The organism is Olsenella absiana (assembly GCF_036408855.1).
Taxonomy (GTDB): Bacteria; Actinomycetota; Coriobacteriia; order Coriobacteriales; family Atopobiaceae; genus Olsenella_K; species Olsenella_K absiana.
The window spans coordinates 65,492-80,249 of sequence record NZ_JAZGJQ010000007.1; the positions used below are offsets into that span (position 1 = coordinate 65,492).

Sequence of the window (14,758 nt, forward strand, 5' to 3'; positions counted from 1 at the left end):
TCGCACGCGCTCCGTCCGGCCCCTCGGGCGCCGGCGACCCTGGCGCCGGGGTCTCCGGCCCCGTCGGAGCCGCTAGCCGCGGACCTCGCCGCCGGTGGACTTCATGACCTTCTGCACCAGCTTGTCGTGGGCCTTCTCGACCTCCTCGGAGGTGAGGGTGTGGTCCGCCGCGCGGTACTCGAGCGAGAAGGCCATCGACTTCTTGCCCTCGCCCACGCGCGCCGGGTCGCGGTAGACGTCGAAGAGGCGGACCGACGAGAGCAGCTTGCCGCCGGCGCTCCTGATGCGCTGCATGACCTGCTCGGCCGTCATCGACTCGTCCACGACGAGCGCCAGGTCTACCGAGACGCCCGGCAGCGTCGGCACGTCCTGGTAGGGCAGCTCGCGCCTGGCCTTGCGCAGCAGCGCGTCGACGGAGAGCTCGAAGGCGACGACGGGCTCGTCGATGTCGAAGGCCTTGAGGGACATGGGGTGGACGTTGCCGACCCAGCCCAGGAGGGCGCCGTTGGCCAGGACCTCGGCCGCCTGGCCGGGCTGCAGCCACGGGTAGGCCTTGGCGTCGGCCACGCGGAAGCGGACCTTGGTCAGGCGCAGGGCCTCGAGCAGGGTCTCCACGACGCCCTTCGCGTCGAAGAAGTCGAGCCTCCCGAACTTGCGGTTCCACTGGTCGTCGTCCCAGGCGCCGCACATGACACCCGCCACGTAGGTGGGCTCGTCCGGCTGGCTCCTGTGCTCGTGGCCGAAGAAGAGGCGGCCGACCTCGTAGAGGTGGACGTTCCCCACGCCGTGGTCGAGGTTGTAGGCGACCGAGCGCAAAAGGCCGGGGAGAAGGTCGCGGCGCATCTCGCCCTGGTCGGCCACGAGCGGGTGCATGATCTTGACGGGGACGCCCCTGCCCTCGTCCGGCACGCCGAGGCGCTCGAGGTCGCGCGGGTCGGCGAAGTTGTAGGTCATCGTCTCGGAGAGGCCGGCGGCGCGCAGGGTGCGGCCGACCAGGCGCAGGCGCTGCTGCTCGACGGTGAGGCCGCCGGCGTGGTTGCGCGCCGCGGGCAGCGTCGGCTCCACGTCGCCCTCGCCCCACAGGCGCAGGACCTCCTCGACGAGGTCGCACTCGCGCGTGAGGTCGGGACGGGAGGTGGGGGCCACGACCTCGAGGGCGGCGTGCTCGTCCGCGCCCTCCGCGACCTCGCAGCCGAGGCGACGCAGGCGCCCGACCATGAACGAGGTCTCGATCGGGGCGCCCGAGAGGGCGCGCACGCGGTCGGGGCGCAGGGAGACCCTGGCGGGCACGGCCGGCACGGGGTACTCGTCGACCATGCCCTCGCACACCGTGGCGCCGCAGCACTGCTCGAAGAGGGCGGCCGCCACGTCGGAGACGGTGGCGCAGCCGGCGGCGTCGACCTGACGCTCGTAGCGGATCGAGGCCTCGCTCATGAGGTCGAGGTTGCGGCTCGTGCGGCTGATGTGGCCCGGCTCGAAGACGGCGCTCTCGAGGAGGACGTCGACGGTGCCCTCGTCGATCTCGGAGTCGAGGCCGCCCATCACGCCCGCGAGCGCCACGGGCGCGCCGCCGTCGTCGGTGATGACGACCATGTCGGGCGTGAGCGTGCGGTCCTTGCCGTCCAGCGTGGTCACGTGCTCGCCCTCGTGCGCAGCCCTCACCACGACGTGGCGCCTCCCGTCGCGCTCGGAGAGCTTGCGCAGGTCGAAGGCGTGCAGAGGCTGGCCGGTGAGGTACATCACGTAGTTGGTCACGTCGACGACGTTGTTGATGGGGCGGCTGCCCGCGGCGATGACGCGGCGCGCGAGCCACTCGGGGCTGGGGCCGATCTTCACGCCGCGCACTACGCGCGCCGTGTAGCGCTGGCAGAGCGAGGCGTCGTCGATGGTGACGTCGACGAGGTCCGCCGTGCGCACGGAGGGGTCCTCGTGGGCGATCCGCGGCAGCTCGACGTGGGCGTCCTCGTCGAGTACGGCCGCGACCTCGGTGGCCATGCCCACCATGGACAGGCAGTCCGGGCGGTTGGGGGTGATCTCGCAGTCGATCACGGTGTCGGAGCTGCCGAGGTAGTCCGTGTAGTCCATGCCCACCGGGGCGTCCTTGGGCAGAATGATGATGCCGTCGTGGTCGTTGCCCATGCCGAGCTCGCGCTCCGAGCAGTTCATGCCGAACGACTCGACGCCGCGCAGCTTCGACTTCTTGATCTTCACGCCGCCGGGCAGCACCGCCCCCACGAGCGCGGTGACGATGTGGTCGCCGGCCTCGAAGTTCTGGGCGCCGCAGACGATCTGCAGCGGCTCGGGGACGCCGTCGGCGCCGAGGTTGCGCTCGCCCACGTCGACCTTGCACAGCCACATGTGGTCGGAGTCGGGGTGGCGCTCCTTGGAGACCACCCGGGCGGTGACCACGTTGGCGAGGTCCGCCCCCACCCTCTCGACGGACTCGACCTCGGTGCCGGTGCGCACGAACTCCGCGACCAGGTCCTTGGGGTCGTCGGGCACGTCGACCATCGTCTTGAGCCACTCGTATGAAACGCGCATGTCCACATCTGCCTTTCTCGCGCGCCGCGCGCGCGGGTCATCTGTCTCGCCCGGGCTAGAACTGCTTCAGGAAGCGCATGTCGCCGGTCATGAGCATGCGCAGGTCGGGCAGGTCGTAGCGCAGCGCCGCGACGCGCTCCAGGCCGATGCCGAACGCGAAGCCGGAGTACTTCTCGGGGTCGATGCCCACGTACCCGAAGACGTTGGGGTCGACCATGCCGCAGCCCAGGATCTCGAGCCAGCCCGTGCCCTTGCAGAAGCGGCAGCCCTTGCCGTGGCAGACGCCGCAGGAGACGTCGACCTCGCAGCTGGGCTCCGTGAAGGGGAAGAAGTGCGGGCGGTAGCGCGTGGCGCGGTCCTTGCCGAACATCTCGCGGGTGAAGTAGTCGAGCGTGCCCTTGAGGTCGCCGAAGGTGATGCCCTCGTCGACCACGAGGCCCTCCATCTGCGTGAACTGCGGCAGGTGGTTGGCGTCGGGGGTGTCGGGGCGGAAGACCGTGCCCGGACAGACCATGTAGATGGGCGGCTTCTTCTCCTCCATCACGTGCACCTGCACGCCGGAGGTCTGGGTGCGGAGAAGGACGTCGGACTCGCCCAGGACGTGGGCCTCCTTGCCCTCGGGCGCGTTGTCCACCACGTAGAAGGTGTCCTTGGCCGAGCGGCTGGGATGGTCCTCGGGGGCGTTGAGCGCGGTGAAGTTGTAGTAGGTCGTCTCCACGAAGGGGCCGTCCTCGACGGTGTAGCCCAGGCCGCAGAAGATGTCCTCGGCCTCCTCGCGGATCTGGTTGATGAGGTGCTGGGTACCCGGCGAGAGGCGCCGCCCCGGCAGCGTGACGTCGACGGCCTCGCTGGCGATGCGCCTCTCGAGCGCCTCCTTGGCCAGCTGGACCTTGCGCTCCTTGATGGCCGCGTCCACGTTGGCCCTCACCGCGTTGGCGAGCTTGCCCATGGCGGGGCGCTCCTCGGGCGGCACCTTACCCATCATGTGCATGAGGGCCGTGACGGAGCCCTTCTTGCCCAGCGCCGCGACGCGGATCCGCTCCAGGTCCGCGAGGGAGGTGGCGGAGCCGAGCCCCTCCTGCACCCGCTCCTCGATCGCCTTGAGGTCATCGGACATCGACATGTGAAACCCCTTTCGAGCATTCGTCGGGGCCGGCGCGCCGGCCCCCAGAAGACCGCCCAGGCACAAAAAAACGTCCCTGGACCGAGCCCAAGGACGGAAGAATCCGCGGTACCACCTTGATTGACGCCACGCGCTATGTGTTTGCGAGCGCCCACTCGTTGAGCCCCGTTCCGTGGGGCGGACGGCTTCCCTACTCGCCCCGAAGGGGCTTTGAGGTCGCAGCTGGTGAAGTGAACGTCCCCCGTCGACCCTGGCGGGAGCCTCTCAGCCGGCGAGCCCCCTCTCTGTGCCCTGGCCACGCGACGCGAAACCCTCTTCGTCGTTGCCTTCGAGCATCCTAGCACAAGTCACGCCGCTCGCGGGGAGGAGTCGCCCCCTGGCAGAGAAGGACCACTCGCCCGCCGACGGCCTCGGCGTGCCGCGCGGCCGGCCGGAGACCCGGCCGGCGCTCGGACGGAGCCCTCACGCGAGCGCGAGCCGCGCGAGGGCCGTGGCCACCCCGTCGTCGGTGACGGAGCCGCACACGACGTCCGCCCGCTTCTTCACCGCGGGCGTGGCGTTGCCCATGGCCACGCGCACGTCCACGGACGAGAAGAGCGGCAGGTCGTTCTCGGAGTCCCCGAAGGCGAAGGTCTCCCCCACCCGCTCCCCCAGCCGCCCGAGCACCGCGGCCACCCCCTCGCGCTTCGTGTTGCCCGCGAGTCCCACCTCGGAGTTGCCGAGCTCGAGCGCCGAGGCCGCGAGCTCGGGCCCCAACGCGGGGTCGGCGAGCAGCAGGTCCGCTGCCGCCGTAGGCAGCACGAGCTTGTAGACCTCGTTGCCGCCCGCCTGCGCGAGCGCCTCGTCGAGCCCGAGGGCGCCCCCGGCCGCCGCGGGGCCGAGCGCGCCGCCGCGGACCTCGGCCTTGCCCCCCACGCACTCGAGCACCATGCCGAAGCCGGCGCGCGCGAGGGCGCGGTCGGCCGCGCGCACGAGCGGGCCCGGCATGGGGCGGTCGCGCAGCACCTCGCCCCCGAGGGTGACATAGGCCCCGGAGAGGGCGACCATGCCGGAGAAGGGAAGCTCCCTGAGGGCGGGGTGGACGTCGTGGGGCGAGCGGCCGGTGCAGAGGAAGGCCAGGTTGCCGCGGGCGACGAGCGAGCGGATCGCGCGCGCGACGGCGGGGCTCGGCCCCGGGCTCAGCCCGCGCTCCCACTCGGGGAGGGCCTCCGGACACGCGGGGTCGTTCCAGCCCAGCGTGCCGTCGATGTCGAAGAACACCGTCGCGCGTCCCGTCCTGCCCGCCATGTCCGCCTCCCCGTCGACAACCTGCCCCACCAAGCCCGGCGCCGCCACCGGGGGCGCCGTCACCTGCCGAGAAGCCCCTCGAGCCTCTCGCCCACCTGGGCGACCGAGAGGCCGACGACCACCTGCACGGCGTCGCCCCTCTTGACGGCGCCCATCGCGCCGGCCTCCCTGAACGCCGCGTCGTCCGCCACCAGCGCGGGGTCCCGCACGGTGACGCGCAGGCGGGTGACGCAGCTGAGGACGTCCACGACGTTGTCCCTGCCGCCCAGGAGCTCGAGGATGCGCCTCGCCTGCTCCGTCCTGGCGTCGGCACCCTCCCCGTCCGAGGCCGCCGTCGCGCCCGAGCCCACGACGCCCGCCTCGCCTGGGGCCGCCGTCGCACCCGTGCCGCCGAGGGACGCGTGCGCCCGCGCCGCCGCGCGGGCGGCGCGGTACTGCGCCTTGGAGTAGAGGGTCGTCTCGCCCGCAGCCTCCCGTCCCGGGGTCTTGAAGTCGAAGCGCAGGATCAGGAAGCGGAACACTACGAAGTAGATCGCGGTGAAGGCCAGGCCGACCGGGATCGCGCGCAGGTACTCGAGGCCGTGGGAGCCTGCGAGCGGGACGAGGTCGAAGGAGGCCATCTCGATCAGGCCGCCCGAGAAGACGCCGACCACGCCCACGAGGTTCATGCAGGTCGCGAGCAGGGCCGCGAGCGCCGCGTGCACGAGGAAGAGCGGCGGGGCCACGAAGAGGAAGGTGAACTCGATGGGCTCGGTCACGCCGCAGAGCACCGAGGTCAGGGTCACAGGCACGAGCAGCGAGAGCAGGCGCTTGCGGCGCGCCGGCGCGGCCGTGACGTAGAAGGCTGCAGCGACGCCAGGGATGCCGAAGACCTTGGACCAGCCGGTCGCCGTGAGCGCCGCCCAGGGCGCCGCCTCCTTGAGCGGGGCGGACGTGGCCGCGAGCTGGGGCAGCGCCCGGGCCCAGGCGGAGTAGATGCCGCCCGCGACCACGGCGTTGTCGTAGTAGAAGGGCGCGTAGAGCAGGTGGTGCAGGCCGAAGGGGATGAGGGCACGCTCCAGGAACACGAAGGCCGTGACGCCGAGGGTGCCCGCGCCGGCGATCACCCCCTGCAGGGCGAGCATGGCCACCTGGACCCTGGGCCACACGACGGCCGCCAGCGCGGCGCACGGCAGCATCGCCGCGAACGAGACCATGTAGACGAAGGTGGAGCCGGAGAAGACCCCGAGCCACTCGGGCAGCTCCGTGTCGAAGAGGCGGTTGTGGAGCCAGACCACCACGGCAGAGATCGCCAGCGCCCCCACCATGCCCATGTCGAGCGTCTTGATCCCGCCGACCAGGGCGAGGCCCGAGGCGTTGCCCACCTCGGCGGAGAGGTCCACGCCGAGGGCGGGGCCCCACGCGGAGAGGATGGCGTTCACGAAGTAGTTGAAGGTCAGGTAGGAGACGAGCGCCTCCATGCAGCAGCGCCCCTGCTGCTTGCGGGCCAGCCCGATCGGAAGGGCGACCGCGAACAGGAGCGGCAGCTGGTTGAAGACGGTCCAGCCGCCGGAGAGGACCACGCTCCAGGCGTCGTGCCAGGCGGTGCCCTCGGCGGCGACGGGGCCCATGACCGCCTCGGTCGTGAAGAGCGTCCCCAGCCCCACGACCACGCCGGCGAACGCGAACAGCATCGCGGGCGCGTACAGGGCGCCACCGAGCCTCTGGACCTGCCGCATCATGGAGCGACCCCTCCCCGGCGCCCCGCGCGGCCCGCGGGCGCGACGGCCCGCCGGACGACGCGCCACGAGGCGCCACCCAGGCGATACACTTGTCTAGACAAGATAAGGATACCGCGTGCGGGAGGCGCTGGGTAGTCGTATAACATATGATGCTCGCCCGCGCGGGCTGCGGGCGAGGGCGACTGACGGCGATTCCACGTTTGGGGGGCGGCCATGCCGAAGGCGATGTTCGAGGGCATCTACCTCGACCTCAAGGAGAAGATCCAGCAGGGCGTCTACGCCTACCAGTCGTTCCTCCCCTCCGAGAACGAGCTCGTCGGCGTCTACTCCTGCTCGCGCAACACCGTCCGTCGGGCACTCCAGATGCTGGCGGACGAGGGCCTGGTACAGCCGCTCCACGGCAAGGGCGTGCGCGTGATCTGGCGCGCGACCTCCCGCGACGTCATCGGCTCGCTTGACGGGCTGCAGTCCTTCAGCGAGTACGCCGCGCAGAACGGCCTGGCCCCGAGCACGACCGTGCGGGAGTTCGAGCACCTGACCTGCGGCAGGGGGCTCGCCGAGTACACCGGCTTCGAGGAGGGCGCCGAGCTCGTGCGCATCGTGCGCGTGCGCAGCCTCGACGGCTTCGCCTGCCAGATCGACCGGGACTACCTGCTCGCGAGCGCCGTCCCCGGCATCACGCCCGCCATCGCAGAGGACTCGATCTACCGCTACCTCGAGCAAGTCCTCAAGATGAGGATCCTGACCTCCAAGCGCCAGATCACGGTCGAGCTCGCGAGCGACTCCGACAGGGAGTGCCTGCGCCTCGACCCCTACAACTGCGTCGCCGTGATCGAGAGCCAGTCGTTCAACTCAGACGGCATCATGTTCGAGTTCACGCAGGTCAGAAGCCATCCCGACACCTTCCGCTACAGCGCCGTCTCCAGGCGCTGACGCGCCCGGGCGCCGCGCCCCAAGCCCGCTTGCGGGGCCGACCGCGCACGAAGGGTGCGCCCCCTCCCCTCAGGCGAGGGGAGGGGGCGCCGCGAAAGGGGGGCAATGGGGACGCCCGACGTGCCAGGGCAGCCGCTCCCGGCTACTCCTCGTCGGGAACGAGGTGCCAGATGTCGTCGTTGTACTGCCTGATCGTGCGGTCCGAGGAGAAGGCGCCGGCCGCCGCGACGTTGGCGAGGGACTTGCGCATCCAGGCCCCGCGGTCCTCGTAGTCGGCGTAGACGACCTCCTTCACCCGGATGAACTCCTCGAGGTCGAGCAGGGCCATGAACCAGTCCTTCCAGGCGATGTCGTCGTGCAGGCGGCGCAGCCTGTCGGGGCAGCCCGTCGCCATGAACTGGGGGTTGGTGATGAAGTCGACCAGGAGCTTGGTCGCGGGCCTGAGGTAGAGGGCGTGCGCGTCGTAGGAGCCCTCCGCGTAGAGGCGCTCCACCTCCTCGCTGGAGGCCCCGAAGGTGTAGATGTTCTCCGGCCCCACGAGCCGGGCGATCTCCACGTTGGCGCCGTCGAGGGTGCACAGCGTGACCGCCCCGTTGAGCATGAACTTCATGTTGGACGTGCCCGAGGCCTCCTTGGAGGCGAGCGAGATCTGCTCGGAGACGTCCGCCGCCGGGATCAGGTGCTCGGCCGCCGTCACGTCGTAGTTCTCGACCATCACGACCTGCAGGTAGGGGGCGACGGCGGGGTCGTTGGCGATCCAGGCGCCCAGGGTCACGATCAGGTGGATGACGTCCTGGGCGATGGTGTAGGCAGGCGCCGCCTTGCCGCCGAAGACGATCGTGATCGGGCGCGCGGGGCGGTTGCCGTTCTTGATGTCGAGGTACTTCCAGATTATGTAGAGCGCGAGCATCTGCTGGCGCTTGTACTCATGGAAGCGCTTGACCTGCACGTCGACGATGGCGTCCTCGGGCACGCGCACGCCCTGGCGCCGCCAGAGGAAGTCGCGCATCCGCGCCTTGGCGCCCTCCTTGGCGAGCGCGAGCCCCTCGAGCACGCCGGAGTCATCCGCGTGGGCGGCGAGCGGCGAGAGGTCGGCCGTTCGGTGCCAGCCCGTCCCGATCGTGCGGTCGATCAGGTCGGTCAGGTCGGGGTTGGCCGCCATCAGCCAGCGGCGGAAGGTGATGCCGTTGGTCTTGTTGGAGAACCGTTCGGGGTAGAGCTCGAAGAACGGATGGAGCTCGGTCTGCTCGAGGATCCGCGTGTGCAGCTCCGCCACGCCGTTCACGCTGAAGCCGTAGTGGATGGCAAGGCGGGCCATGTGGACCACGCCGTCGACGATTATGGCCACCTCCGGGTCGCTGCAGCGCTCCTTGGCGAGCTCGTCGAGCCTCACGATGATCTGGGCAACGCGCGGCGCCACGCGCTCGAGGTAGGCGAGCGGCCACTTCTCGAGGGCCTCCGCGAGGATGGTGTGGTTGGTGTAGGCCACCATGCGGCGCACGACCGCCACCGCGTCGTCGAAGGCGACGCCGTGCTCGTCCACGAGGATGCGGACGAGCTCGGGGATGACCATCGTGGGGTGCGTGTCATTGATCTGGACGACCGCGTACTCGTCCAGGTCGGTGAGGCGGCTCCCGCGCTCGAGGGCCTCGGCGACGATGAGCTGCGCCGCGTTGCTCACCATGAAGTACTGCTGGTAGACGCGAAGGAGCCTGCCGTCCTCGTCCGAGTCATCCGGGTAGAGGAAGAGCGTGAGGTTGCGCGAGACCTGGGTCTTGTCGAAGTCGATGGAGTCGGCGGGCACGAGCGAGTCGTCCGCACCCTCCAGGTCGAAGAGACGCAGGCGGTCCTTGGCGCCGCGCCCGTAGCCCAGGACGTCGATGGAGTAGAGGTGGGAGGTGACGGAGAAGCCGCCGAACCTCACCGTGAAGCCCGTGCCCTCGTCGTTCAGGACGTCCTGGCAGCCGAGCCACTCGTCGGGCACCGCCGTCTGCTGCTTGTACGAGAAGCGCTGGCGGAAGAGGCCGTAGTGGTAGTTGAGGCCCACGCCGTCGCCGGGCAGCCCCAGCGTGGCGATCGAGTCGAGGAAGCAGGCGGCGAGCCTGCCGAGGCCGCCGTTGCCGAGCGCCGGCTCCACCTCGCTCTCCTCTACGCGGGCGAGGTCGTGGCCGGCCGCCGCGAGCTGGGACCTGACCTCGTCGTAGATCCCGAGGTTGATGAGGTTGCAGGTCAGAAGCTTGCCGATCAGGAACTCAGCGGAGACGTAGTAGAGCCGCCGCTTGCCGCGCACCACGGGCAGCTCCCGCGCCCGCTCCCTCACCAGGTCCTGCAGCAGCCGGCAGACCTCGTCGTCGCCGAGCTCCGCCAGCCCCCTGCCGAACGCCTCCCGGGCGCTCCCTTCAAGGTCGATCATGGAAGTCCCTCCTCGTCGAAGTCGATGCGGACGCCCGGCACCCCTACTGGGGCAGCTCCGGCGTCGGGGCGCCGGGCACCCTGAAGTAGGTCTCCGTCAGCCGCGCCAACCCCTCCTCCACCTCACGCGTGACGGCGCCCGGAAGCAGGCGCCAGCGCCAGTTGCCGCCCACCGTCGCGGGGACGTTGATCCGCGCCTCGTCGCCCAGGTCGAGAAGGTCCTGCATGCAGTAGACGCACGTGTCGCTCGGGCTGGCCGCTATCCCGCGCACGAAGGCCGCCGAGGCGGGCTCGCCCGGCGCGCGGTGGAGGTAGCGGTCAGCCTGCTCGCGCTGGAGCGGCGTCGCCGTCGTCTCGTACCAGCCGCGCGCCGTCTGGTTGTCGTGCGTCCCCACGTAGGCCACGGTGTTGGGGGCGTAGTGGTGCGGCAGGTAGTAGGAGTCGTGGCGCCCGTCGAAGGCGAACTGGAGGACCTTCATGCCCGGGAAGCCCGTCTCCCCCACCATCCGCACGACCTCCGGCGTCAGGAACCCGAGGTCCTCGGCGATGACGGGAAGCTCGCCCAGCTCGGCGGAGAGCCGCTCGAACAGGCGCGTCCCCGGGCCCTTGGACCAGCTGCCGGAGGCGGAGGTCGCAGAGCCGAAGGGCACCTCCCAGAACGACTCGAAGCCGCGGAAGTGGTCGATCCTCACCACGTCGTAGAGCGCAAGCGCCGCGCGCATCCGCCCGACCCACCAGGAGAAGCCGTCGGCCTCCATGGCCCGCCAGTCGTAGATGGGGTTGCCCCAGTACTGGCCCGTGCTGGAGAACTGGTCGGGCGGCGTTCCGGCCACGCTCGTGGGGTCGCCCGCGGCGTCGGTCAGGAAGAGCTCCGGGGAGGACCACATCTCGACCGAGTCGCGCGACACGTAGATCGGGATGTCGCCGATCACGAGCACGCCGTTGTCGTTCGCGTGGCGCTTGAGGCGCCGCCACTGCGAGAAGAACAGGTACTGGGTCATCCGGTGGTAGCGCACGGCCTCCGGCCTGCCCGCGGCCACCCGCGCGGACGCCGCGCCGCGCCTCCTCAGCGCGGGCGGCCACTCGTAGTAGGCCTTGAGGCCGAACGCCTCCTTTACCGCCATGAACTCGCAGTAGGGGTCGAGCCAGGAGGCGTTGTCCGCGAGGAAGGCGTTGAGGTCAGCGGGAGGGTCGGCGAAGAAGCGCGGCACCGCGCGCTCGAGCACCCGCCGGCGCTCCGTGAAGATGCGCCCGTAGTCCACGAGCCCGGGGTCGGCGCCGAAGTCGGCGTCGGCGAGGTCCGCCTCGGTGAGCAGGCCCCGCTCGAGAAGGTCGTCGAAGTCGATGAAGTTGGGGTTGCCGGCGAAGGCCGAGAAGGACTGGTAGGGCGAGTCGCCGAAGCCCGTCGTGGTGAGGGGCAGGATCTGCCAGTAGCGCTGCCTCGTCCGCACCAGGAAGTCGACGAAGTCGTAGGCCTCCCGGCCGAAGGACCCGATGCCGTAGGGGCCGGGAAGGGCGCTCACGGGCATCAGCACTCCGCTTGCACGCACTCGAATCACTCTCCCTTGTCTGGTCGTCCCCGCCCGGCCGCCTGGGGCACGCCGCCGGGTCGGGCGGATGGACGCCCCCGCCGTCGCCGACCTTGGGGTGGGGCCCCGGGGAGGGTCCCCGGGGCCCCGGCACGAGGGGGGACTGGCTTGCGCGACTCTGGGCGCGGCTTGCCACGCGCCTAGATCAGGTTCTTCTCGGTCGCGCGGTCGAAGAGGTGGACGGCGTTTGGCTCGAAGGTGAACCAGATCTCGTCGCCGTCAGCATACGCCCTGCCGTCCTCGCGGCTGAGCTCTGCCGTGGGCACGACGAAGACGAAGTCGTTGGCGCCGACGCGAGCGTGGACGTGGACGGTCGAGCCCATGAGCTCGGAGACGTCGATGACGGCGTGCAGGGCGCCTTCGACCTGGGTCGCGTGGACCTGGATCTGCTCGGGGCGCACGCCCGCCGTGACCTCGGCCTCGCCCGCGCCCGCCTGGGCGAGCGCGCGGGAGGTGCGCTCCGACAGGGGCACGCAGCCGAAGTCCGTGGCGAGCTCGTAGCCGCCTTGGGCCTTGCGGAGCGCGGCGGGGAAGAAGTTCATCTGCGGCATGCCGATGAAGCCCGCCACGAAGAGGTTCGCGGGGTGGTCGAAGACCTCCTGCGGGGTGCCGACCTGCTGGACGTAGCCGTCGCGCATGACCACGATGCGGTCGCCCAGGGTCATGGCCTCGGTCTGGTCGTGGGTCACGTAGACGAAGGTGCCGTCGACCTTGTGGCGCAGCTTGATGAGCTCGGCGCGCATCTGGTTGCGCAGCTTCGCGTCGAGGTTGGAGAGCGGCTCGTCCATCAGGAAGACCTTGGGGTTGCGCACGATGGCGCGGCCGATGGCGACGCGCTGGCGCTGCCCGCCGGAGAGCGCCCTGGGCTTGCGGTCAAGGTACTCCGTGATGCCGAGGGTCTTGGCGGCCGCGTGGACCTTCTCGTCCACCTCGGCGTCGGGGACCTTCTTGAGGCGCAGCGTGAAGGCCATGTTCTCGTACACCGTCATGTTGGGGTACAGGGCGTAGCTCTGGAAGACCATGGCGATGTCGCGGTCCTTGGGCGCCACGTCGTTGACGCGCTTCCCGTCGATCAGGAGGTCGCCCGAGGTGATGTCCTCGAGGCCGGCGATCATGCGCAGCGTGGTGGACTTGCCACAGCCCGACGGCCCGACCAGGACGACGAACTCCTTGTCGTGGACCGTGAGGTCGAAGTCCTGCACCGCCACGACGCCCTCGTCGGTGACCTCGAGGTTGGACTTGCGCTGGGACGCCCTCCTCTTGCCGATGCCGTGCCTTGCGCCACGCTCGTGCGGATACACCTTGCGCAGGCTCTTGAGCTGCACCTCGGCCATGGTTGGTTCCTCCTCGTGTCTCGCCGGCACCGCCGGCGCCAAGCGTTCCTTGAATGCCCCCGGCCCTCCCCCGAAGGGCCGGACGCCCCTAGCCCTTGACCGCGCCCGCGACGACGCCGTCGATGATGTACTTCTGGCAGAGCAGGTAGACCACGACGATCGGGATGATGACCATCATGATGCAGGCCATCATGGGACCGAGCTCCACGTGGCCGTAGCCGCCGCGGAAGTACTGGATCAAGATCGGGATCGTGCGGTACTTCGTGGAGTCGAGCACCAGGTAGGGCAGGAGGTAGTCGTTCCAGACCCACATGGTCTCGAGGATGCCGACGGAGATGTAGGTGGGCTTCATGATGGGCAGCACCACGTGGAAGAAGGTCTGCACGGGGTTGCAGCCGTCGATCATGGCCGCCTCCTCGATCTCCGTGGGGATGGTCTTCACGAAGCCGGCGAACATGAACACCGCCAGCCCCGCACCGAAGCCGAGGTAGATGAAGCAGATGTTGTACGGGGTGTTGAGCCCGAGGTTGTCCGCCAGGGTCGAGAGCGTGAACATGAGCATCTGGAACGGGACGACCATGGAGAACACGAACAGGTAGTACAGGGCCTTGCAGAAGCGGTCGTTCACGCGCACTACGTACCAGGCGCACATGGAGCAGCACACCAGGATCAGCACGACCGAGGTGACCGTGATCAGCAGCGAGTAGCCGAAGGCGGAGGCGAAGCCCTGGCGCGTGAGCGCGTTGACGTAGTTGGCGATGCCGTCGAAGTTGCCGGCGTTGAGCAGCTCGAACACGCTCGTGGTGTTGATCGCGTTCTCCTGCTTGAAGGAGTTCACGAAGATCATGAACATCGGGTAGACCCACGCGAGGCTCAGGATCGTGAAGACGACGGAGAGCACGCGGTTGACCCTTCTCTCGCGCACCATTACTGCTGCACCTCCTTGGACTTCGTGATCTTGAGCTGGACGAGGGCGATGGCGATGACGAGGACGCAGAAGATCACGGCCTTGGCCTGGCCGATGCCCATCCACTTGGCGCCCACCCGCGAGTAGAACGTGTTGTAGATGTTCAGTGCGAGGAGCTCGCTCATGTGGTTGGGGTCGCCGCCGGTGAGCGCGAGGTTCTGGTCGAAGAGCTTGAAGCCGTTGGTGATGGTCAGGAACAGGCAGATCGTGATCGTGGGCATGAGGTTGGGGATCTTGACCTTCCACAGCGTCTGCCAGGCGGTGGCGCCGTCGACCTTGGCGGCCTCGAGGTAGTCCGAGGGGATCGACTGCAGGCCCGCGATGTAGATGATCATCATGTAGCCGACCTGCTGCCAAAGGGTGAGGATCACGAGGCCCCAGAAGCCCGCCGTGGTGTTGAGCGCGAGGAGCTGCTGGCCGGCGACGGAGAGCACGGCGTTGATCAGGATGTTCCAGATGTAGCCGAGCACGATGCCGCCGATCAGGTTGGGCATGAAGAACACGGTGCGGAAGACGTTGGTACCCCCGAGACGGCTGCGCGTGAGCGCGAGCGCGATCGCGAGGGCGATCGCGTTGACGAGGACCGTCACCGCGAGGGCGAAGAGCGCCGTGAGCCAGAAGGCGTGCACGAACTGCTCGTCCTGGAAGGCGGCGACATAGTTGGACAGGCCGACGAACTTGGCCTTGTTGATGACCTTGAACTCGCAGAACGACAGGTAGGCGCCCTGCACGAACGGGATGATGAAGCCGAACGTGAAGGAGAGCGCACACGGCAGCACGAACAGCGGCCACCATCTCCTGAGTACCTTTCCCATGGCTACCCCCTCAGCCGAGGGGCGGGACGCCGCGCC

10 protein-coding genes are annotated in these 14,758 nt (G+C 69.6%); 1 reads left to right on the plus strand and 9 read right to left on the minus strand.

Features of this window, described 5'->3' with window-relative positions; genetic code table 11:
- Positions 1 to 72: 72 nt before the first annotated feature.
- The 4 genes from pheT to VXJ25_RS06985 all read right to left on the minus strand — a co-directional run bounded on the left by pheT (position 73) and on the right by VXJ25_RS06985 (position 6,672).
- A complete protein-coding gene (gene pheT / locus VXJ25_RS06970; protein ID WP_330958488.1) occupies positions 73 to 2,541 on the minus strand; it encodes a phenylalanine--tRNA ligase subunit beta in 2,469 nt (822 codons plus the stop codon).
- 55 nt (positions 2,542 to 2,596) lie between these two features.
- Positions 2,597 to 3,664 carry a phenylalanine--tRNA ligase subunit alpha gene (gene pheS / locus VXJ25_RS06975; protein ID WP_330958489.1) on the minus strand — a complete coding sequence of 356 codons (1,068 nt, stop codon included), beginning with the start codon at positions 3,662 to 3,664 and terminating at the stop codon, positions 2,597 to 2,599.
- 462 nt (positions 3,665 to 4,126) lie between these two features.
- Entirely contained in the window at positions 4,127 to 4,951 is an 825-nt protein-coding gene (locus tag VXJ25_RS06980; protein WP_330958490.1) for an HAD hydrolase family protein, read from the minus strand.
- 59 nt (positions 4,952 to 5,010) lie between these two features.
- Complete coding sequence (locus VXJ25_RS06985) at positions 5,011 to 6,672, minus strand: PTS transporter subunit EIIC (RefSeq protein ID WP_330958491.1); 1,662 nt, start codon at positions 6,670 to 6,672, stop codon at positions 5,011 to 5,013.
- A gap of 213 nt (positions 6,673 to 6,885) precedes the next feature.
- Between VXJ25_RS06985 and VXJ25_RS06990 the strand changes: the two genes are divergently transcribed.
- Complete coding sequence (locus tag VXJ25_RS06990; RefSeq protein WP_330958492.1) at positions 6,886 to 7,605, plus strand: UTRA domain-containing protein; 720 nt, start codon at positions 6,886 to 6,888, stop codon at positions 7,603 to 7,605.
- A gap of 142 nt (positions 7,606 to 7,747) precedes the next feature.
- On the opposite strand, the gene VXJ25_RS06995 is transcribed toward VXJ25_RS06990, so the two are convergent.
- From VXJ25_RS06995 to VXJ25_RS07015, 5 genes are all read right to left on the minus strand, one after another.
- A complete protein-coding gene (locus VXJ25_RS06995; RefSeq protein ID WP_330958493.1) occupies positions 7,748 to 10,018 on the minus strand; it encodes a glycogen/starch/alpha-glucan phosphorylase in 2,271 nt (756 codons plus the stop codon).
- A gap of 43 nt (positions 10,019 to 10,061) precedes the next feature.
- Positions 10,062 to 11,567: a 4-alpha-glucanotransferase gene (malQ, locus tag VXJ25_RS07000; protein ID WP_330958494.1), complete on the minus strand. Its 1,506-nt coding sequence runs from the start codon at positions 11,565 to 11,567 to the stop codon at positions 10,062 to 10,064.
- Between the two features lie 179 nt (positions 11,568 to 11,746).
- Positions 11,747 to 12,940 carry an ABC transporter ATP-binding protein gene (locus VXJ25_RS07005; RefSeq protein WP_330958495.1) on the minus strand — a complete coding sequence of 398 codons (1,194 nt, stop codon included), beginning with the start codon at positions 12,938 to 12,940 and terminating at the stop codon, positions 11,747 to 11,749.
- Between the two features lie 88 nt (positions 12,941 to 13,028).
- Positions 13,029 to 13,868, minus strand: coding sequence for a carbohydrate ABC transporter permease (locus VXJ25_RS07010; protein WP_330958496.1), 840 nt, complete (start codon positions 13,866 to 13,868; stop codon positions 13,029 to 13,031).
- Complete coding sequence (locus VXJ25_RS07015) at positions 13,868 to 14,722, minus strand: carbohydrate ABC transporter permease (protein WP_330958497.1); 855 nt, start codon at positions 14,720 to 14,722, stop codon at positions 13,868 to 13,870. The genes VXJ25_RS07010 and VXJ25_RS07015 overlap by 1 nt, the downstream gene beginning before the upstream one ends.
- Positions 14,723 to 14,758 lie beyond the last annotated feature (36 nt).

Coding starts and splice junctions, on each gene's coding strand:
- pheT (WP_330958488.1), bottom strand. CDS start 2,541: ATGCGCGTTTCATACGAGTGGCTCAAGACGATGGTCGACGTGCCCGAC.
- VXJ25_RS06990 (WP_330958492.1), top strand. CDS start 6,886: ATGCCGAAGGCGATGTTCGAGGGCATCTACCTCGACCTCAAGGAGAAG.
- VXJ25_RS06980 (WP_330958490.1), bottom strand. CDS start 4,951: ATGGCGGGCAGGACGGGACGCGCGACGGTGTTCTTCGACATCGACGGC.
- VXJ25_RS07010 (WP_330958496.1), bottom strand. CDS start 13,868: ATGGTGCGCGAGAGAAGGGTCAACCGCGTGCTCTCCGTCGTCTTCACG.
- VXJ25_RS07015 (WP_330958497.1), bottom strand. CDS start 14,722: ATGGGAAAGGTACTCAGGAGATGGTGGCCGCTGTTCGTGCTGCCGTGT.
- pheS (WP_330958489.1), bottom strand. CDS start 3,664: ATGTCGATGTCCGATGACCTCAAGGCGATCGAGGAGCGGGTGCAGGAG.
- VXJ25_RS06995 (WP_330958493.1), bottom strand. CDS start 10,018: ATGATCGACCTTGAAGGGAGCGCCCGGGAGGCGTTCGGCAGGGGGCTG.
- VXJ25_RS06985 (WP_330958491.1), bottom strand. CDS start 6,672: ATGATGCGGCAGGTCCAGAGGCTCGGTGGCGCCCTGTACGCGCCCGCG.
- VXJ25_RS07005 (WP_330958495.1), bottom strand. CDS start 12,940: ATGGCCGAGGTGCAGCTCAAGAGCCTGCGCAAGGTGTATCCGCACGAG.